The 15345-nt window shown below is 70.9% G+C and carries 15 protein-coding genes; 9 read left to right on the top strand and 6 right to left on the bottom strand.

From position 1 onward, the window contains the following. Window positions 1–34 precede the first annotated feature (34 nt). A complete protein-coding gene (locus ACIBG8_RS26665) occupies window positions 35–1165 on the top strand; it encodes an acyl-CoA dehydrogenase family protein (protein WP_397345661.1) in 1131 nt (376 codons plus the stop codon). Window positions 1166–1220: 55 nt separating this feature from the next. Here ACIBG8_RS26665 and ACIBG8_RS26660 read toward each other — a convergent pair whose 3' ends face one another. Further along, complete coding sequence (locus ACIBG8_RS26660; RefSeq protein ID WP_397345660.1) at window positions 1221–1823, bottom strand: Pr6Pr family membrane protein; 603 nt, start codon at window positions 1821–1823, stop codon at window positions 1221–1223. A 102-nt stretch (window positions 1824–1925) separates the two neighbouring features. On the opposite strand from ACIBG8_RS26660, the gene ACIBG8_RS26655 reads away from it, so the two are divergent. From ACIBG8_RS26655 to ACIBG8_RS26640, 4 genes are all read left to right on the top strand, one after another. Then, a complete protein-coding gene (locus tag ACIBG8_RS26655; RefSeq protein ID WP_397345659.1) occupies window positions 1926–2273 on the top strand; it encodes a YciI family protein in 348 nt (115 codons plus the stop codon). Window positions 2274–2318: 45 nt separating this feature from the next. Then, on the top strand, window positions 2319–3494 hold the full coding sequence (locus tag ACIBG8_RS26650; protein WP_397345658.1) for an RNA polymerase sigma factor: 1176 nt from the start codon (window positions 2319–2321) through the stop codon (window positions 3492–3494). 202 nt (window positions 3495–3696) lie between these two features. Continuing rightward, window positions 3697–7089, top strand: a complete 3393-nt coding sequence (locus tag ACIBG8_RS26645; protein WP_397346191.1) for a PQQ-binding-like beta-propeller repeat protein — start codon at window positions 3697–3699, stop codon at window positions 7087–7089. Continuing rightward, a complete protein-coding gene (locus tag ACIBG8_RS26640; protein WP_397345657.1) occupies window positions 7086–8177 on the top strand; it encodes a hypothetical protein in 1092 nt (363 codons plus the stop codon). The genes ACIBG8_RS26645 and ACIBG8_RS26640 overlap by 4 nt, the downstream gene beginning before the upstream one ends. Here the strand turns inward: ACIBG8_RS26640 and ACIBG8_RS26635 are convergent. Next, entirely contained in the window at window positions 8170–8520 is a 351-nt protein-coding gene (locus ACIBG8_RS26635; RefSeq protein ID WP_397345656.1) for a DoxX family protein, read from the bottom strand. The genes ACIBG8_RS26640 and ACIBG8_RS26635 overlap by 8 nt on opposite strands. Further along, the gene (sigJ, locus tag ACIBG8_RS26630) at window positions 8517–9365 is read right to left on the bottom strand and encodes an RNA polymerase sigma factor SigJ (protein WP_397345655.1); all 849 of its coding nucleotides are present in this window, start codon (window positions 9363–9365) and stop codon (window positions 8517–8519) included. Before sigJ ends, ACIBG8_RS26635 begins: the two co-directional genes overlap by 4 nt. A gap of 101 nt (window positions 9366–9466) precedes the next feature. On the opposite strand from sigJ, the gene ACIBG8_RS26625 reads away from it, so the two are divergent. From ACIBG8_RS26625 to ACIBG8_RS26615, 3 genes are read left to right on the top strand one after another with little or no spacing between them, the layout of a single operon-like run. After that, window positions 9467–9769 (top strand): MazG nucleotide pyrophosphohydrolase domain-containing protein, encoded by a 303-nt coding sequence (locus ACIBG8_RS26625; RefSeq protein WP_397345654.1) that lies wholly within the window; start codon window positions 9467–9469, stop codon window positions 9767–9769. 33 nt (window positions 9770–9802) lie between these two features. Then, window positions 9803–10501: a MerR family transcriptional regulator gene (locus tag ACIBG8_RS26620; RefSeq protein ID WP_397345653.1), complete on the top strand. Its 699-nt coding sequence runs from the start codon at window positions 9803–9805 to the stop codon at window positions 10499–10501. Continuing rightward, complete coding sequence (locus ACIBG8_RS26615; protein ID WP_397345652.1) at window positions 10498–11151, top strand: hypothetical protein; 654 nt, start codon at window positions 10498–10500, stop codon at window positions 11149–11151. The genes ACIBG8_RS26620 and ACIBG8_RS26615 overlap by 4 nt, the downstream gene beginning before the upstream one ends. Here ACIBG8_RS26615 and ACIBG8_RS26610 read toward each other — a convergent pair. Genes ACIBG8_RS26610 through ACIBG8_RS26600 form a run of 3 tightly spaced genes read right to left on the bottom strand, consistent with a single transcriptional unit; the run spans window position 11047 to window position 14818 of the window. Beyond that, entirely contained in the window at window positions 11047–11985 is a 939-nt protein-coding gene (locus tag ACIBG8_RS26610) for a DNA polymerase domain-containing protein (protein ID WP_397345651.1), read from the bottom strand. The genes ACIBG8_RS26615 and ACIBG8_RS26610 overlap by 105 nt on opposite strands. Then, window positions 11982–12413 carry a protein-tyrosine phosphatase family protein gene (locus tag ACIBG8_RS26605; RefSeq protein ID WP_397345650.1) on the bottom strand — a complete coding sequence of 144 codons (432 nt, stop codon included), beginning with the start codon at window positions 12411–12413 and terminating at the stop codon, window positions 11982–11984. The genes ACIBG8_RS26610 and ACIBG8_RS26605 overlap by 4 nt, the downstream gene beginning before the upstream one ends. Further along, complete coding sequence (locus ACIBG8_RS26600) at window positions 12410–14818, bottom strand: LuxR C-terminal-related transcriptional regulator (RefSeq protein ID WP_397345649.1); 2409 nt, start codon at window positions 14816–14818, stop codon at window positions 12410–12412. Before ACIBG8_RS26600 ends, ACIBG8_RS26605 begins: the two co-directional genes overlap by 4 nt. An 80-nt stretch (window positions 14819–14898) precedes the next feature. On the opposite strand from ACIBG8_RS26600, the gene ACIBG8_RS26595 reads away from it, so the two are divergent. Continuing rightward, window positions 14899–15288, top strand: coding sequence for a rhodanese-like domain-containing protein (locus tag ACIBG8_RS26595; RefSeq protein ID WP_397345648.1), 390 nt, complete (start codon window positions 14899–14901; stop codon window positions 15286–15288). Window positions 15289–15345 lie beyond the last annotated feature (57 nt).

The raw sequence follows: 15345 nt of genomic DNA, 5'->3' as shown, positions 1-15345 counted from the left end.
TTCCTTCGTCCGTTTGAGTCGCCAGGGAGACATCGTGGCCGTCGATCGCCTGCTGCCCACCGAGGAGGCCCGCGACCTCCTCGCCCTCACCCGCGACCTGGCGGACAAGGAGCTAGCCCCCCGCGTCGAGGAGCACGAGCGCGCCGAGACCTACCCCGCGGGCCTGTTCAAGGTGCTCGGCGAAGCGGGGCTGCTCGGCCTGCCGTACCCCGAGGAATACGGCGGCGGCGCCCAGCCGTACGAGATCTACCTCCAGGTCCTGGAGGAGCTGGCCGCCAGGTGGGCAGCGGTGGCCGTGGCGACCAGCGTGCACACCCTCGCCTGCCACCCGTTGCTGGCGTACGGCACGCAGGAGCAGATCGACCGGTGGCTCCCCGACATGCTCTCCGGCCGCATAGTGGGCGGCTACAGCTTGTCGGAACCCCAGGCAGGATCCGACGCGGCCGCCCTGACCTGCAAGGCCACCCCCGTGGAGGGCGGCTACCAGATCTCCGGCAACAAGGCCTGGATCACCCACGGCGGCATAGCCGACTTCTACGCCCTCTTCGCCCGCACCCCGGCAGGCGTCTCCTGCTTCCTGGCCCCAGGCACGGCAGACGGCCTGACCTTCGGCAAGCCGGAGGAGAAGATGGGCCTGCACGCCATCCCCACCACCAGCGCCCACTGGGACAACGCCTTCCTCCCCGCCGACCGCCTGATCGGCGAGGAGGGCCAGGGTTTGCAGATAGCCTTCAGCGCCCTGGACTCCGGCAGGCTGGGTATAGCCGCGTGCGCCACAGGCTTGGCCCAGGCGGCGTTGGACGCAGCAGTGGCGTACGCGAAGGAGCGCACCACCTTCGGCCGCAAGATCATCGACCACCAGGGCTTGGGCTTCCTGCTGGCTGACATGGCCGCCGCCGTGGACTCCGCCCGCGCCACCTACCTGGACGCCGCCAGACGCAGGGACGCGGGGATCTCGTACTCGCGGCAGGCAAGCGTGGCGAAGCTCATCGCAACGGACGCAGCCATGAAGGTGACAACGGACGCCGTGCAGGTCTTCGGTGGTTACGGCTACACCCGAGAATTCCCGGTAGAGCGCTACATGCGCGAAGCCAAGATCATGCAGATCTTCGAGGGCACCAACCAGATCCAGCGCCTGGTCATCGCCAGAAGCCTCTCCCGCTGAGAAACGCCGAGCAGGAGCTCCGCGTGGACGGCCCTTCGTGGGTGAGGTGCCTGCCTTATCTCATGGCAAGGGCGGGCTTGCGGGAGGCGAGGCGGTGGAGGGCGACGAGGGTGTAGCCGAGGGCGGCGAAGAAAAGGGCCAGGAACACGGCCTGTACGGCTACGCCGCCATAACCCAGGCGGTTGACGTCCAGGAACGGGTACGGGTAGCGGTGGACGAACAGGCCTCTGACCAGGGCGAAGACGAAATACGCCGCGGGGAACGCCAGCCACTTCAGCGGTTCGATCCACCTCGGCCGCAGGTCGTGGTCGAAGGCCAGCCAGTCCACCAGCGCCAGCACCGGTGTCACGTAATGCAGGAAGAACTCTCCTACGTCGCCGACGTCCCCCGAGGTGAGCAGGGGGAAGGGGTTGGCGCCGTCCATGAGGATGAAGTGCGCGACCAAGCCGGTGATGGAGATGTAGAGGGTTACGGCGCCTTTCAGGGTCGAGGATCTGCCGTTGAAGGCCCACAGGTTGTAGGTCAGGAGCAGGATGTTGCTCTGCACGGTGAAGTAGACCAGCGGGTTCAGCGGTGAGGTCGCGGGGATCCAGGTGCAGACGAGTCCGACGGCTCCGGCGAGGATGAGAAGCAGGCGAACAACGTTGCGCAGAGTCACCGCTGCACTTTACCGGGGGAAAGTGTCCTTGGGAGCCGTCGCCGTTCGTCCTTACAGTGGAGGCCGACGAGAAGCGTCGGGCCAGAGCGCGGGAGTGAACTCATGCCTTTGTACGTTGCCCTCACCTACACCGCCGACGTGGACTGGACGCAGCCCGAGCAGGCCGGCGACATGAAGGAGTACCTCGCCTTCGGCGAGGCGGCCGCGGAGATCATCAAGGGCGGGCACGCCCTGTACCCGACCTCCACCGCGACCACCGTCAAGGTCTCAGGCGGCAAGGGCGGGGACGTCCTGACCAGCGACGGGCCCTACGCCGAGACCAAGGAGGCCCTCACCGGGTTCTACCTGCTGGAGTGCGCCGATCTCGACGAGGCCGTGAAGGTGGCGGCCACGATCCCGGCCGCGTGGTCGGGCGCGGTCGAGGTCCGCCCGGTGATCACGTTCGTCTGACGGAGGACGCACAGCACGCACAGCAAGGGCAGAAGGGGGCGCGGGTTGCTCGAGGTTGTCGGGCAGGTGGTGCGGGAGGAGGGCGCCAGGGTGCTGGCGACCCTCATCCGCGTGACCGGCAGCGTGGACCTGGCCGAGGACGCCACCCAGGACGCCGTCGTGCGCGCCCTGGAGACCTGGCCGCGCGACGGCATCCCCGACAACCCGCGCGCCTGGCTGATCGTCGCCGCCAAACGGCGTGCGATCGACATCATGCGCCGCGAGGCCAGCCGTACAGGGAAGGAATCCATGTACGCGCAGCCCACCCCGGAGCAGGCCAGGGACGACCTGCTCAGCCTGATCTTCACCTGCTGCCACCCCACCCTGGCGATGGACGCCCAGGTGGCCCTGGCGCTCAGGACGCTCGGCGGCCTGTCGACCGCCGAGGTGGCCACGGCCATGCTGGTCACGGAGGCGAGCATGGCCAAGCGCCTCACCAGGGCCAAGCGGAAGATCGCGGTGGCGGGCATCCCGTACCGGGTCCCGCCGCCCGAGGAGCTGCCCGAGCGGCTGAGAGCGGTCGCGGCCACCCTCTACCTGATCTTCAACGAGGGCTACACCGACCTGGGCAGGGAACGGCTGAGCGAGGAGGCGATCCGGCTCGCCAGGATGCTGGCCGAGCTGATGCCCGACGATCCGACCGCGCTCGGCCTGCTGGCGCTGATGCTGCTGCACGACTCCAGGCGCGCGGCGCGGACGGTGGACGGCCGCCAGGTCCTGCTGAAGGACCAGGACCGTACCCGATGGGACGCGGCGAAGGCGGCTGAGGGCGTCAGGCTGGTGGCGACGGCGTTGCCGCGCAGCGGGAGCAGGCCGGACCCGTACGTGGTGCAGGCGGCGATCGCCGGGTGCCACGCCCTGGCGAGCCACTACGACGACACCGACTGGGCGGCGATCGTGGCGTGGTACGACGTCCTGCTGACGGTCCAGGACACCCCGGTGGTCAGGCTCAACCGGGCGGCGGCCGTCGCCGAGCTGGACGGCCCGGCCGCGGCGCTCGCCCTGGTGGACGCGATCGACGGCCTGGACTGCTACCCCTGGTGGCACGCGACGCGCGGCGAGCTGCTGCACCGCATGGACCGGGCGGAGGACGCCAGGGTGGCCTTCGAGCAGGCCATAGCGCGCGAGCCCAGAGACCTCCAGAAGCAGCATCTCCGTCAGAGGATGAACTCTCGGGGTTGATGGGTGAACATCGCCGCGACGCTCTCGTGGGCCCACACCCAACTTGTCTAGTTTTGTGGCCATGCAGCGCTTACTGAGTCTTGTTACGTTGGTTCTTGTTTGTCTAGGTATAACCGCTGGTCCAGCTTCGGCTCACCTGACCAGGCAGCACGCTGAGCTCGTCGTCAAGACGAGCGGCGGGATAACAAGCGGTCGCTTGGTTGTGCACCGCGACGTGGTCAGCGCCGAGAAGGCCGGGGCCTGGGCGACCGGGCTGCTGGGCGGCGGCTGTCCCGTCAGCGCGCACGGGGTGGCAGGGGACACGGGCGGCATTCCCGGCGGCGTCGTGATCGAGCTGGGATGGTCGTGTGACGTCACGGGCCTCGACCTCGGCGGCCTGCTCGCGGCCGGTGGGCTGACGGAGGTCATCGCCGAGTTCGACGGCCTCACGGCGAACGTGACCGCGGCGACGCCCGTGATCGACGCGACCGGCGCGCACGCGCCCACCGCACCCGTGTGGCCGGTCGTGGCCGCGGTGCTGCTGACACTCGTGCTCGCCGTGACGGCTCTCGTCTGGCTGCGCCGCCGTAAGGGCCTGGCCGGGCTCGTGGCAGGAGCGCTGGCGCTGGCCGTACTCGCGCCTGGGACGGCCATGGCCGCAGCCGAGACCGGCACGCTCGCGGTCGTCACCCAGAACCCCAAGGCAGGACAGCCGATCACCTTCAGCTACCGCACCGACAAACCCGGCGCGCTCAACTGGATCGGCCTGTACGGCGAAGCCGACAAGCCCGGCGACGTGGCCTCCAGGACCTGGGTCCGAGCACCACAGGCGGAGGGCACCGCCACGCTGAGCACCAACGCGCTGGGCGCGGGCACCTGGACCGCCCACTTCATGGCCAATGACGGCTACGAGCCGCTCAGCGCACCCGTCACCTTCACCCTGACCGGCCCCGGCGCCGACCTGGTGACCGTCGAGGGCACCGTGTTCGCCGACGCGAACGGCAACGGCACCAGGGACGCGGGCGAGAAGGGCATGCCAGGCGTCGACCTCACCGACGGCGTCGCCTGGGCCACCACCAACGCGGACGGCGGCTACACCATCGCCGTCGACCGGGCCAGGCGCGAGACCGACCTCATCACCGTCGTCTCGCCCAACGGCTACACCCCGGTGCTCCGCGACGACTACGTCCCGACGTACTTCCGCGAGGTCAAGCAGGGCCAGCGCGCCGACTTCGCGCTCGTGCCCGACACCAACGCCGCCAACCCGACGGAGAAGTGGCTGATGGTCTCCGACGTCGAGGTGGGCAACCGCACCGACGCCGAGGCCAAGAGCTCGCTGCCGCAGTGGCAGGGCCACGTCGAGGCGATGTCCGAGGTGCACGGCGCCACGATGACGATCACCACGGGCGACCTGACGGTCACCGACTACGCGGCGGAGCCGCGCAGGCAGGGCGGATACGACATCCTGCGCGAAGGGCTGCGCAAGGGACGGCTCGGCATGCCGTACTACCCGGTCATGGGCAACCACGACGTCGGCGGCACCGCCACCTCGCAGGGGTACGGCGGCAGCCTGGAGTACTGGCGCAGGAACCTCGGCCCCGAGTGGTACAGCTTCGACCGCAACGGCCGCCACGTGGTGGTCCTGGAGGACAACTACGACGCCGCCGGGCTCGCACCGCAGCTCGCGTGGCTGCGCGAGGACCTGAAGCGGCACGCCGTGGGCAAGCAGGTGATGGTGTTCGCGCACCGCTCGCTGTTCACCCGCTGGGGGCCAGGCGCGGGGATGCAGCCGATCGTGGACGAGCTGGCCAAGTACGACGTGCGCATGTTCGCCGCCGGGCACAACCAGCAGGCCGAGTACCGGCGCGGCGCGTTCGCCAGGTCCGTCGAGATCAACAACATGGGCACCTACGGCATCGACTCGGCCAGGCCCGACTACAAGATCCTCGACTTCAGCGACCTCGACACCGGCTACGTGAAGGGCACGCACCGCCAGTTCGAGGTCGACGACGACGTCGCGCTGGTCAGCCCGGCCCAGGGCAGCGTCCACGGGCACAAGTCGGCGATCCCCGTCGAGCTGTACGCCGAGGACGACGGCCGCACCCCGGCCACGGCCGACCTGACCGTGCGCTTCAAGAACGGCAAGGTCGTCTGGCGCGAGCGGGCGCTGGAGTTCGGCGCCACGACCACCCCGTCCGGCCAGGTCAACTGCTACACGCCCCCTGGCGGTACGGCGGAGCCGTGCCCCCAGGCGCACGTGTCGTGGACCAGGGTCAGCACCAGGATCACCGGGCTGCACCCGGGCACCTACACCGCGTCGTACACGGCCGTGGACACCGCGGGCAGGGCCTGGCCGACCGTGACCTCCACCTTCACCGTGAAGGCGCAGGCCGCGCAGCCGCGCACCGGCCAGGACTGGACCAGGCAGGGCGGTGACGAGGAGGGCCGCTCGTCGTCGAAGGACGACCCGGGATCCGCGCTCGACCTGCGCTGGGCCGCCAACACCGGCGAGCAGTTCCACCTCAACGGCGCCGCCGTGTCCCAGGGCAGGGTGATCGTCGCCTCGCAGGCGTTCGACTCGCCGTACAGCATGATGCTGGCCTACGACGCGCGCAGTGGCGCCGAGCTCTGGCGCACCTACCTGGACGGCGACGCCGAGTCGTACCCGACCGTGCACGGCGGCAAGGTCTACCTGACCACCGGCGTCGGCCGCGTCTACGCGCTCGACGCCGCGACGGGCAAGGTCGCCTGGGAGACGATCGACGGCGAGCAGGTCGTCGGCAAGACCGTGCGCCGCTACGGCCGCGCGGGTGGGCCGGTCAGCGTGTTCGACCTGCCCGACGGCCGCGGTGTGGCCGTCTACCAGGAGTACGACGGCGTGCGCTGCCGCGACGCGAAGACGGGCGCGAAGCTGCCCGGCGGGTTCGGCGCGCCGGTCGGCTGGGGCGAGTTCCACAGCGCCGCCGTACGCAGGCCGGGCGCCACGACGGCCTACCTGCACTCGGGGTCCAGCCAGTCGCTGATCGCGATGGACCTGACCACGTGTACGCAGAAGTCGTCCGTGGACACCGGTGGCGACCTCTTCACCCAGTCGTCGCCGGCGTTCACCGACTCCGGGCTGGTCACCGCGACCTCCTCCGGCGTACGCGCCCACGACCTGACCGGCAAGGTGCTCTGGCAGGCCAAGCTCGGTACGGCGAGCAGCTGCGAGCCCGGCCCGCCGCCGGTCACCAGCCCGGCGACCCGCGGCGACGCGGTCTACGTGGGCAGCGTGGACGGCGTGGTCAGGGCGTACACGGCCGGTTCCGCGACGCCGGTGTGGGAGACGCCGCTCGGCTACCTGCCGGGGGAGAGCCCGATGGACGACCCGTGGCGGGTCGCCGCCGGGTGCGCGGCCGCCGGTGCCGGTTCGCCCGCGATGCACACGCTGGCCACCGAGACTACGGTCTACGCCACGACCTGGGACGGGCGCGTGGTCGCCCTCGACCGGGCCACCGGGCGGCTGCTGGCCTCCTACAACCTGGGCGGCGGCGTGGCCTCCGCGCTGTCGGTGAGCGGCAACGTGCTGTACGCGCTGACCGACGACGGCAGCATCCACGCGCTGGCGGGCCGGTGACCGTGCGGCTCATCGCACTGCTGGTGTATTTGCTGGGGGCGGCGGCTCACCCTTTCGGGCCGCCGCCCGTGGCGAAGGTCTCGGTGTCGGGCTCCTTCGTGGATGTCACGTGGTCCGCGGCCAAGGACGACCTCGCTGCCGTCCCCGGGCCGGTCGACGCCTACCTCGGCGAGCACATGGGGGTCGCGCAGGACGGGCGCGCGTGCGCGCTGGTCTCGGTGGTCGATCAGCGGGTACGGTTCCGCTGCCCGGCCCCCGTCAGCGTGATCGCGTTGACGGTCACCGTGCTGACCGACGTGAACCCGAACTACCGGACGGTCTCCACGACGCCCGGTGGTTCCGGGGCGTTGCACACGAACCAGGAGCCGACCCACGAGCTGCGCTTCGACGGGCAGCTCGCCGCCCTGGTGGGGTCGGACACGGTGTTTCCGCTCGCGTTGCTGGTGGCGCTGGTCGCCGGGGCGTTCCACGCGTGCGCCCCCGGGCACGGCAAGACGCTGACGGCCGGGTACCTGGTCGGGGGCGAAGGGCGGGCTCGTGACGCCCTGTGGCTCGGGGTGGTCGTCGCCGTAATGCACACGGTGTCCGTGGGCGTGCTGGCCGTCGGGTGGTGGTTGCTCGTCGACAACGCGCCCGACCTGGGGGTGGTGACGCGGTGGTTGCAACTGGCCGCCGCCTTGACCGTGCTGGCCGTGGGGGTGGCGCTGTTGCGCAAGCACCTGCGCCATCGGGGCCACGGGCACGGGCACGGCCATGGGCATCGGGCGGACCTGCTGTCCTGGCGCGGGCTGGTGACCGTCGGGATCTCCGGCGGGCTGCTGCCCTCGCCTTCGGCGTTCCTGCTGCTGCTCACCGGGCTGCTGACCGGTCGCCCTTGGTACGCCCTGGCCATGGTCGCGGCGTTCGGCCTGGGGATGGCGGTGACGCTCGGCGGGGTCGGCCTCGCCGTACTGAAGGGAAGGGATCTGATCTCGGCGGCTCCACGACTGCGCGCGTGGAGCCTCCGGCTGCCGCTGGCCGCCGCCGCGCTCGTGGTCGCCGGAGGGCTGGTGACCACGGCGCTCGCAGCGGCCGAGCTGATCAGCTAGACGTCACGTGCAGCACCAGCGTGGCGACGGCCAGCGCGAAGAGCGTGCCGGGAAACAGGACGTCGAGCGTGGGCGCCGGGAGGCGCAGGTGCGTGAAGACGGCGCCGGCGAAGAACAGCACGACGCAGACGGCCGCCGCCAGGCCGAGGGGAGGCGCCACGAGCCCGGCCAGCAGGCCGGCGGCGCCGGCCAGCTTGAGCAGGCCAAGAGCGGGCAACCATCCCCTCGGCACGCCCAGCCGGTCCATGTTGCCCAGGATCGGCTGGAAGCGGATGAAGTTGAGCACGGCGGTGAAGGCGAGAAGGACGACGTTGATCATGATGACGATCAGGTAAGCGGTCATGGCCTGCCAATGTGTGAGAGCTTGTCGGGGTTGGTGACCGTGTAGACGCCCGCCACCTGCTTCCCGTCGGGAGTGAGGTCGACGACCATGACAGCGAAGGGGCCGTGGTCGCCGAACAGCACGGCCGACGGGTCGCCGTTGACGACCCTGGCCCGCACGTCGAGGTTCGCCGGGCGGCGGCTGGAGATTCCGGTGATCAGCCTGGCGACCTTGTCGCGGCCGTGGACCGGGTTCATCACCGACACCTTGGACGTGCCGCCGCCGTCGATCCACATGGTCACGTCGGGGGCGAGGAGCTGCATGAGCTCGTCCAGGTCGCCGCCCACCGCGGCCTGGAGGAAACGCTCGGTCACGCGCCTGCCCGCCTCCGAGGTGGTACGGCTGCGCGGACGGCGGGCCTGGACGTGCCCGCGGGCGCGGTGCGCGACCTGCCTGACGGCGGCAGGGGTGCGGTCCAGGATGGTGGCGATCTCGACGTGGGTGTAGGCGAAGACCTCGTGGAGGACGAAGACGGCGCGCTCCAGCGGGGTGAGCGTCTCCAGGACGACCATCATCGCCATGGACACGCTCTCCACATGGTCCGGCTCCTCGGTGACGAGGGGTTCGGGCAGCCAGGGCCCGAGGTAGGTCTCGCGCCTGCGGCGGATGGCCGCCTGCCTGGCCAGCGCGGCGTTGACGGCCACGCGGACCAGGTAGGCGCGCGGGTTCTCGACGCCTTCCCTGGGCGCCCACGCGAGCCAGGTCTCCTGCAGGACGTCCTCGGTGTCCGAGACGCTGCCCAGCATGTTGTAGACCACGGAGAACAGCAGTTCCCTGTGCTCCAGGAAGTCCTCCTGGGTGGCCATGTCGCCTCTCCTTCGTCGCACGGTCGTCTGTATAGAGCGATCGGAGCCACGGAAGTGTGACGCGATGCTCGTTGTCGGTGCCGATCTCTAAGCTGCGGGGCATGGAGTTGCGGGACATGACGGACGCTGTCGAGGCGGTGTCCAGCAAATATGCCGCCAGGCACGACATCACCAGGGACGACCACTGGTTCCTGCTGAAGCTGCACGAGGAGGTCGGCGAGCTGACCCAGGCCTTCCTCATGCGCGAGGGGCAGGCCCGCGACAAGGGGCACTCGCCCGGCGAGCTCGACGACGCGTTCCGCGCCGAGATGGCCGACGTGCTCGCGCAGCTCCTGGTGCTGGCCAGGCACCACGGCGTCGACCTGGAGACGGAGATCGACAGGAAGTGGCTCCCCTACCTTTGACCTTGACGCGACGTCAACGTATCTAATGGGGGCATGCGGATCGGCGAGCTCGCGGCGCTGGTCGGGGTCTCGACCCGGACCGTGCGCCACTACCACCACCAGGGCCTGCTCCCCGAGCCCGTACGGCTGGCCAACGGCTATCGCGAGTACCGCCTGCGCGACGCGGTCCTCCTGGCCCGCGTCAGGCACCTGGCCGAGCTGGGCCTCTCCCTCGACGAGGTGCGTGACGCGCTCGCCGACGACCAGGGCAGGGATCTCAAGGAGATGCTCCTGGAGCTCGACGCCGACCTGGCCAGGCAGCAGGCGGCGATCGGCGAGCAGCGCGTACGGCTGGCGCGGATGCTGGAACGCGCCGACCTGCGGGACGACGAGCTCGCCGGGCTCCTCAGGAGCCTGAACAAGGAGGGGTCGGAGTTCGCCGCGTTCGACAGGGAGATGCTGACCCTGGCCGGGTCGATGTCGGAGGAGGCGATGGAGCTGCTCCGACCCCTCGCCCACCCCGACATGATCGCCCGCGGGCACGTCCTCTACGAGCGGCTCGACGAGCTGGCCTCGGCCGATCCCGCCGATCCCCGGGTCGGCGCGCTGGCCGCCGACCTGGCGGAGTACCTCCCGCCCGAGATGGCCAGTGCGATGACCGCGCACGAGGGGCCGTGGGCCGAGGCGATGTTCGGCGAGATGTCAGCGGCGCAGGCAGAGGTGTTCCGACAGTTGATCAGGAGGCTACGTTGATCGCGAGTGAGCTCAGGGCCTGGCACAGCCTGTGGCTGTGGATCACCCGGCGCCGACACGGCGTGCCCGAGGGCGCCACCGCCGTGCCGTACTCGCGTGAGCAGTCGACGACCCTGATGATGTGGCTGTTCGCGATGGTCGTGGAGACCGTCGGCGTGGACCTGCTGCTGCTCTCCGTCGGCGTGCCCGGCTGGCTGCGCTACCTGGTCCTGGCCCTCGACGTGTACGGCGTGCTGTTCGCGGTGACCTTCCTCGCCGCCTGCGTGACCAGGCCGCACGTCGTCACGGACCGGGAGCTGCGCGTCCGCTTCGGCCCCTACGCCGACCTGCGCATCCCGATCGGCACGATCTCCGCCGTGCGGCAGGTGCGCAGCTTCGACGACAGGATCGCCTTCGGCGGCGAGAAGGTCAGCGTGGCCGTGTCGTCGCAGACCAACGTGGTCGTCGAGCTTGCCGAACCGGTCGACTTCGTCCGGCCGCTCGGCAAGCCAGGACGGGCCGTCAGCGTGCGGTTCTTCGCCGACGACCCGGCAGCGGCCGTGCGTTCACTCCGCGCGGCGGGCGCGGGCGCGGCGCTTCCCCTCGTGCATCGCCTGGACCCTGGCGACGGGGATGGTGTGCCCCTCCTCGACGAGATCGGCGGGAAGTGACTGCTCCGGCGGCATCATCGACGCCCACGGATCGTCGTCGCCCAGCAGGCCGGCCGCGTTGTGGATGGTGAAGTCGCGCGGTGAGACCTGGTCCAGGTCCTTCCACGGCACGGGGAACGAGACGGGCGCGCCCGGCCTGATCCGCGGGCTGTAGGCGGCCACCACGGTCGCGCCGCCGGCGCGGGTGGAGTCGAGGAACACCTTGCCGCCGCGGTCCTCGCGGATGAACGCGGTCGTGGCGAGCGCCGGGTCGATGCGCTCGGCGCGGGCGGCGACCGCCCTGGTCGCGGCGGCCAGGTCCTCCATCGGGATCCCCGCCTCGACCGGGACGAACACGTGCACGCCCTTGGCGCCGCTGGTCTTGACCGCGCCCTGGAGGCCGCAGTCCTCCAGCGCCTGCCGTACGAGGTGGGCGGCCTGTACGGCGAGCTGGAACGACTCGCCCTCGCCCTCGGGCGGGTCGAGGTCGAGGATCAGGTGCGTGAAGTGATCGCCGCGCAGCAGCGCCGGGTGGTACTCGACGGCCCGCTGGTTGGCGAACCACAGCAGGGTCCTGCGGTCGTCGCACAGGGCGTAGGTGACCTCGCGGTGCGACGACTCGGCCCAGTGCGTGACGGTCCTGATCCAGTCGGGCGCGTACTTGGGCACGTTCTTCTGCATGAAAGGCGCCTGGCCCGGCCGTACGCGCATCACCGACAGCGCGCGCCCGCTCAGCACGGGCAGGATGCGGCCGGACACCGCGTCGAGGTAGTCGACCAGGTCGCGCTTGGTCGACTCCGAACCGTCGAACAGCGGCTGGTCGAGATTGGTCAGCGAGACCTCATCGCCGGTCATCGCCCCAGCCTAGATCGCCTGGTCGCGAACCACACCACCCACCTGCGCTGCCACGGCGTCTCCACGGCCCTGCGGTGGTAGTTGGCGCGGACCCACGCGATCGCCTCTTCCGGGGATAAGCCGGCCATCGTCGCCATGCACGACAACACGGTGCCCGTCCTGCCGACCCCGCCGCCGCAGGCGACCTCGACGACCGCGCCGGCCCGCGCCTGGTCGTGGTGGCGGACGATCGCCGCCGCCGTCGCGTGCCGGTCGAGGGGCAGCATGAAGTCGGGCCAGCGGACCCAGGTCTGCTGCCAGGTGAACTCGGGGCGATGCTTGATGGTCGAGCCGATGTAGAGCCCGGCGTCCGGGTGCGGGGTTTCCAGGTCTTTGCGCAGGCCGCGTCCACGGATCGGCGTTCCGTCGGGAAGGACGATGCTTGTCATGGCGCAAGCATTACAGGGATCGGGGTCTGCCGTCCCGCTGCGAGGGCGGCTGCGAAGGCGTCGGCGCCGAGCCGGTCGCACAGCGCGGCGCGCAGACCGTCGTCGGGAAGGAAGTCGGCGCGGCGGCCTGGATCGAGGCGGTCGGCGGCTCCGAGCAGCATGGCGGCTCTTTCCGGGTGGTTCGCGACGCCTGCCAGGAGGCGCAGTCCTGTCACCATTCCGCGCACGTCCGCGAGGCCCACGGCGAGCTCTGCGCCCTCGGCGAAATGACGCCAGGCGCTGGCCGGATCGGCTGCCTCGCGGCCCAGGCCGTACAGGCAGCGGGCGGTGCAGCGCAGGTCGCCGATCCTGCGGAACTCGGCGCGCAGCACCGCGAACCTGCCTGCCGCGCCCTCCCTGTCGCCCTCGTGCTGGTCGAGGGCCACCCGGTAGAGCTCGGCGTGCAGGCGTTCGTGGTCGTTGCCGCTCGCCCTGGCCAGCCGTACGGCCTCGGCCAGCCAGCCGCCGGCCTCGTCCAGCCGGATCCTGGCCTCGATCGCCCTGATCGCCATCATGTTGAGGCAGTTGGCCCGCTTGACCAGGTCGTGCAGCCGCCCGAACAGGTCGGCGGCGGCCTGCAGCTGGTCGAGCGCGGTGTGCACGTCCTCGGCGACGTAGCCGATCCCGCAGAGCGACAGCGCCAGGTGCCAGTCGTCGCCGAGCTCCTCGAAGAGCACGGCCGCCTTCTCCAGGCAGTCGGCGGTGGCGCAGAAGCCGAGCGCCAGCAGCAGCGTCGCCTCGTCCGCCTTCGACCCGGCAGGGCCGCGCGCGCGTACCTGTTCGGCGATCGCCTGGCCGCGCCCGGTGTCCTGGTAGGCGAGCAGCACCGCGCAGGCCAGCGCGGCGCGCACGCCCAGCCGTCCTCCGGGCAGCGGGCGTTCCAGCAGGCGGTCGAGCCAGTCGAACAGCTCGCCGCGCGCGCCGAGCGTCTCCCAGCCGCCGCCGATCCCGGCCAGGAACTCCCACGCGGCCAGGTGGTCGTCCTGCTCCAGCGCCCAGCGCATGGCGGCGCGCAGGTCCGCCCAGTGCCGGTCGAACCAGCGCAGCGCCGTCGCCTGGTCGCGTCCCTGGACGTCCGGCAGCAGCTCGACGGCGTGCCGCAGGTGGTGCAGCGCGTGCCGTTCTCGCGCCGTGCCCGCGGCGCCGAGCGCGTCCAGCTCCCGGTGCGCGAACTGCCTGACGCTGTCGAGCAGCCGGTACTCGGTGATGTCGTCGCGGCTCCTGCGGAAGATCAGCGAGCGGTCGAGCAGCCGCGGGAACAGCCTGACCAGCCCGGCCGAGTCGAGCGGCGGATACGCCAGGATCCTCGTCGCGGTGTCGTAGTCGAACTCGCCGGGAAACACCGAGCAACGCTCGAACAGCAGCCGCTCGTCGTCGCCGAGCAGCTCGTAACTCCACTTCAACGCGCCTTCGAGGGTGCGGTGCCTGCTCGGCGCAGGGCCGTCGGTGAGCAGGGCGAACCGGTCGTCGAGCTGGCGGAGCAGATCGGCTGGAGCGAAGAACCTGACCCGCGCGGCAGCGAGCTCGATGGCGAGCGGCAGCCCGTCGAGCCGCCTGCAGATCATCGCCACATCTCGCGCATTCCCCTCGTGTACGGCGAAGCCGGGGGCGACCGCCGCGGCACGATCGGCGAACAGCCGTACGGAAGCCGCCTCCAGCACAGCGGACGGATCGTCGACCTCCTGCGGCAGTGGCAGCGGCGGGATCTCGTACACCACCTCGCCGTCCACCCCGAGCGGCCCGTGGCTGGTGGCGAGCGCGTGGAGCTGCGGCGTCATGGCCAGCAGGTCGGCCAGCAGCGGCGCGGCCGTCGCCGTCACGTGCTCGCAGTTGTCCACAACCAGCCAGCGCGCGCCCTCGGCCAGCGCGCCGCGGATCAGCGGACGCAACGCCCGCTCGTCGCCGGAAACGCCGAGCGCGTCGGCGAACGCCCGCTCCACCGGATCGCCGGGCGGCACCGAGGCCAGATCGACGAGTACGGCGGGCGGCATGTCCGTCGCCTCGTGCGCCAGATGCAGCGCGAGCCGCGTCTTGCCGGTGCCCGCCGGGCCGGTCATCGTCAGCAGCCGGTGCGCGCCGACGAGCTTCAGCAGGTCGGCCGTCTCGCCGGTGCGTCCGACGAACGACGACAGCGGCCTGGGCAGGACGCTGCCCGGGTCAGGTCTGGCCCGCAGCCGCGCGGCCGCCTCGACCAGCGCCTGCCGGTTGTTGCCGCCGAACTTGCGCAACAGGGACGACACGTGGCTCTCGACGGTCCTGGCGGACAGCCCCAGGGTGTCGGCGATCTCCTGATTGTGCAGCCGGTCGCCCACGAGCCAGAAGACTTCGTACTCCCGTGGGGTGACCCCTTCAGGTAAGGCCTTCATGGAGCGAGTATCCGCCACCGAAGCCGATTCCGTACTGAGCACGGATGTGTGATCGTCCGGCTCGGAGTCGAATAGCCGTTATGACGACTTCCATCCGGGACCTGGTGGCCCGTGCCAAAGACCGGGTCAGCAACCTGTCCGTGACCGAGGTCGCCGCCGCCCTCGAGAACGGTACGGTGACCCTGGTCGACCTGCGCGAGCCCGATGAGGTACGGCGCGACGGCGCCATCCCCCGCGCGGTCATGGCGCCGCGCGGCATGCTCGAGTTCTACGCCGACCCCAGCAGCCCCTACCACCGCGACTCCTTCGACCCGTCCGCCACGACCATCCTCTACTGCGCCTCGGGCGGGCGGTCGGCGCTGGCCGTACTCAGCCTGATGGAGCTCGGCTACACCGACGTCGCGCACCTGGACGGCGGGCTGGCGGCATGGAAGGAACAGGGCCGCCCCATCACCTTCGAGGAGAGCTGACATGCTGGTCGAGGGGGTCTTCACCGACGGACAGAAGGCGGAAATGGCCTCGGTGAC

Source organism: Nonomuraea sp. NPDC050556 (assembly GCF_044457355.1).
In the GTDB taxonomy this organism is placed as follows: Bacteria; Actinomycetota; Actinomycetes; order Streptosporangiales; family Streptosporangiaceae; genus Nonomuraea.
Note: the sequence above shows the minus strand (reverse complement) of the source record. Positions and strands in the feature narration are given on the sequence as shown.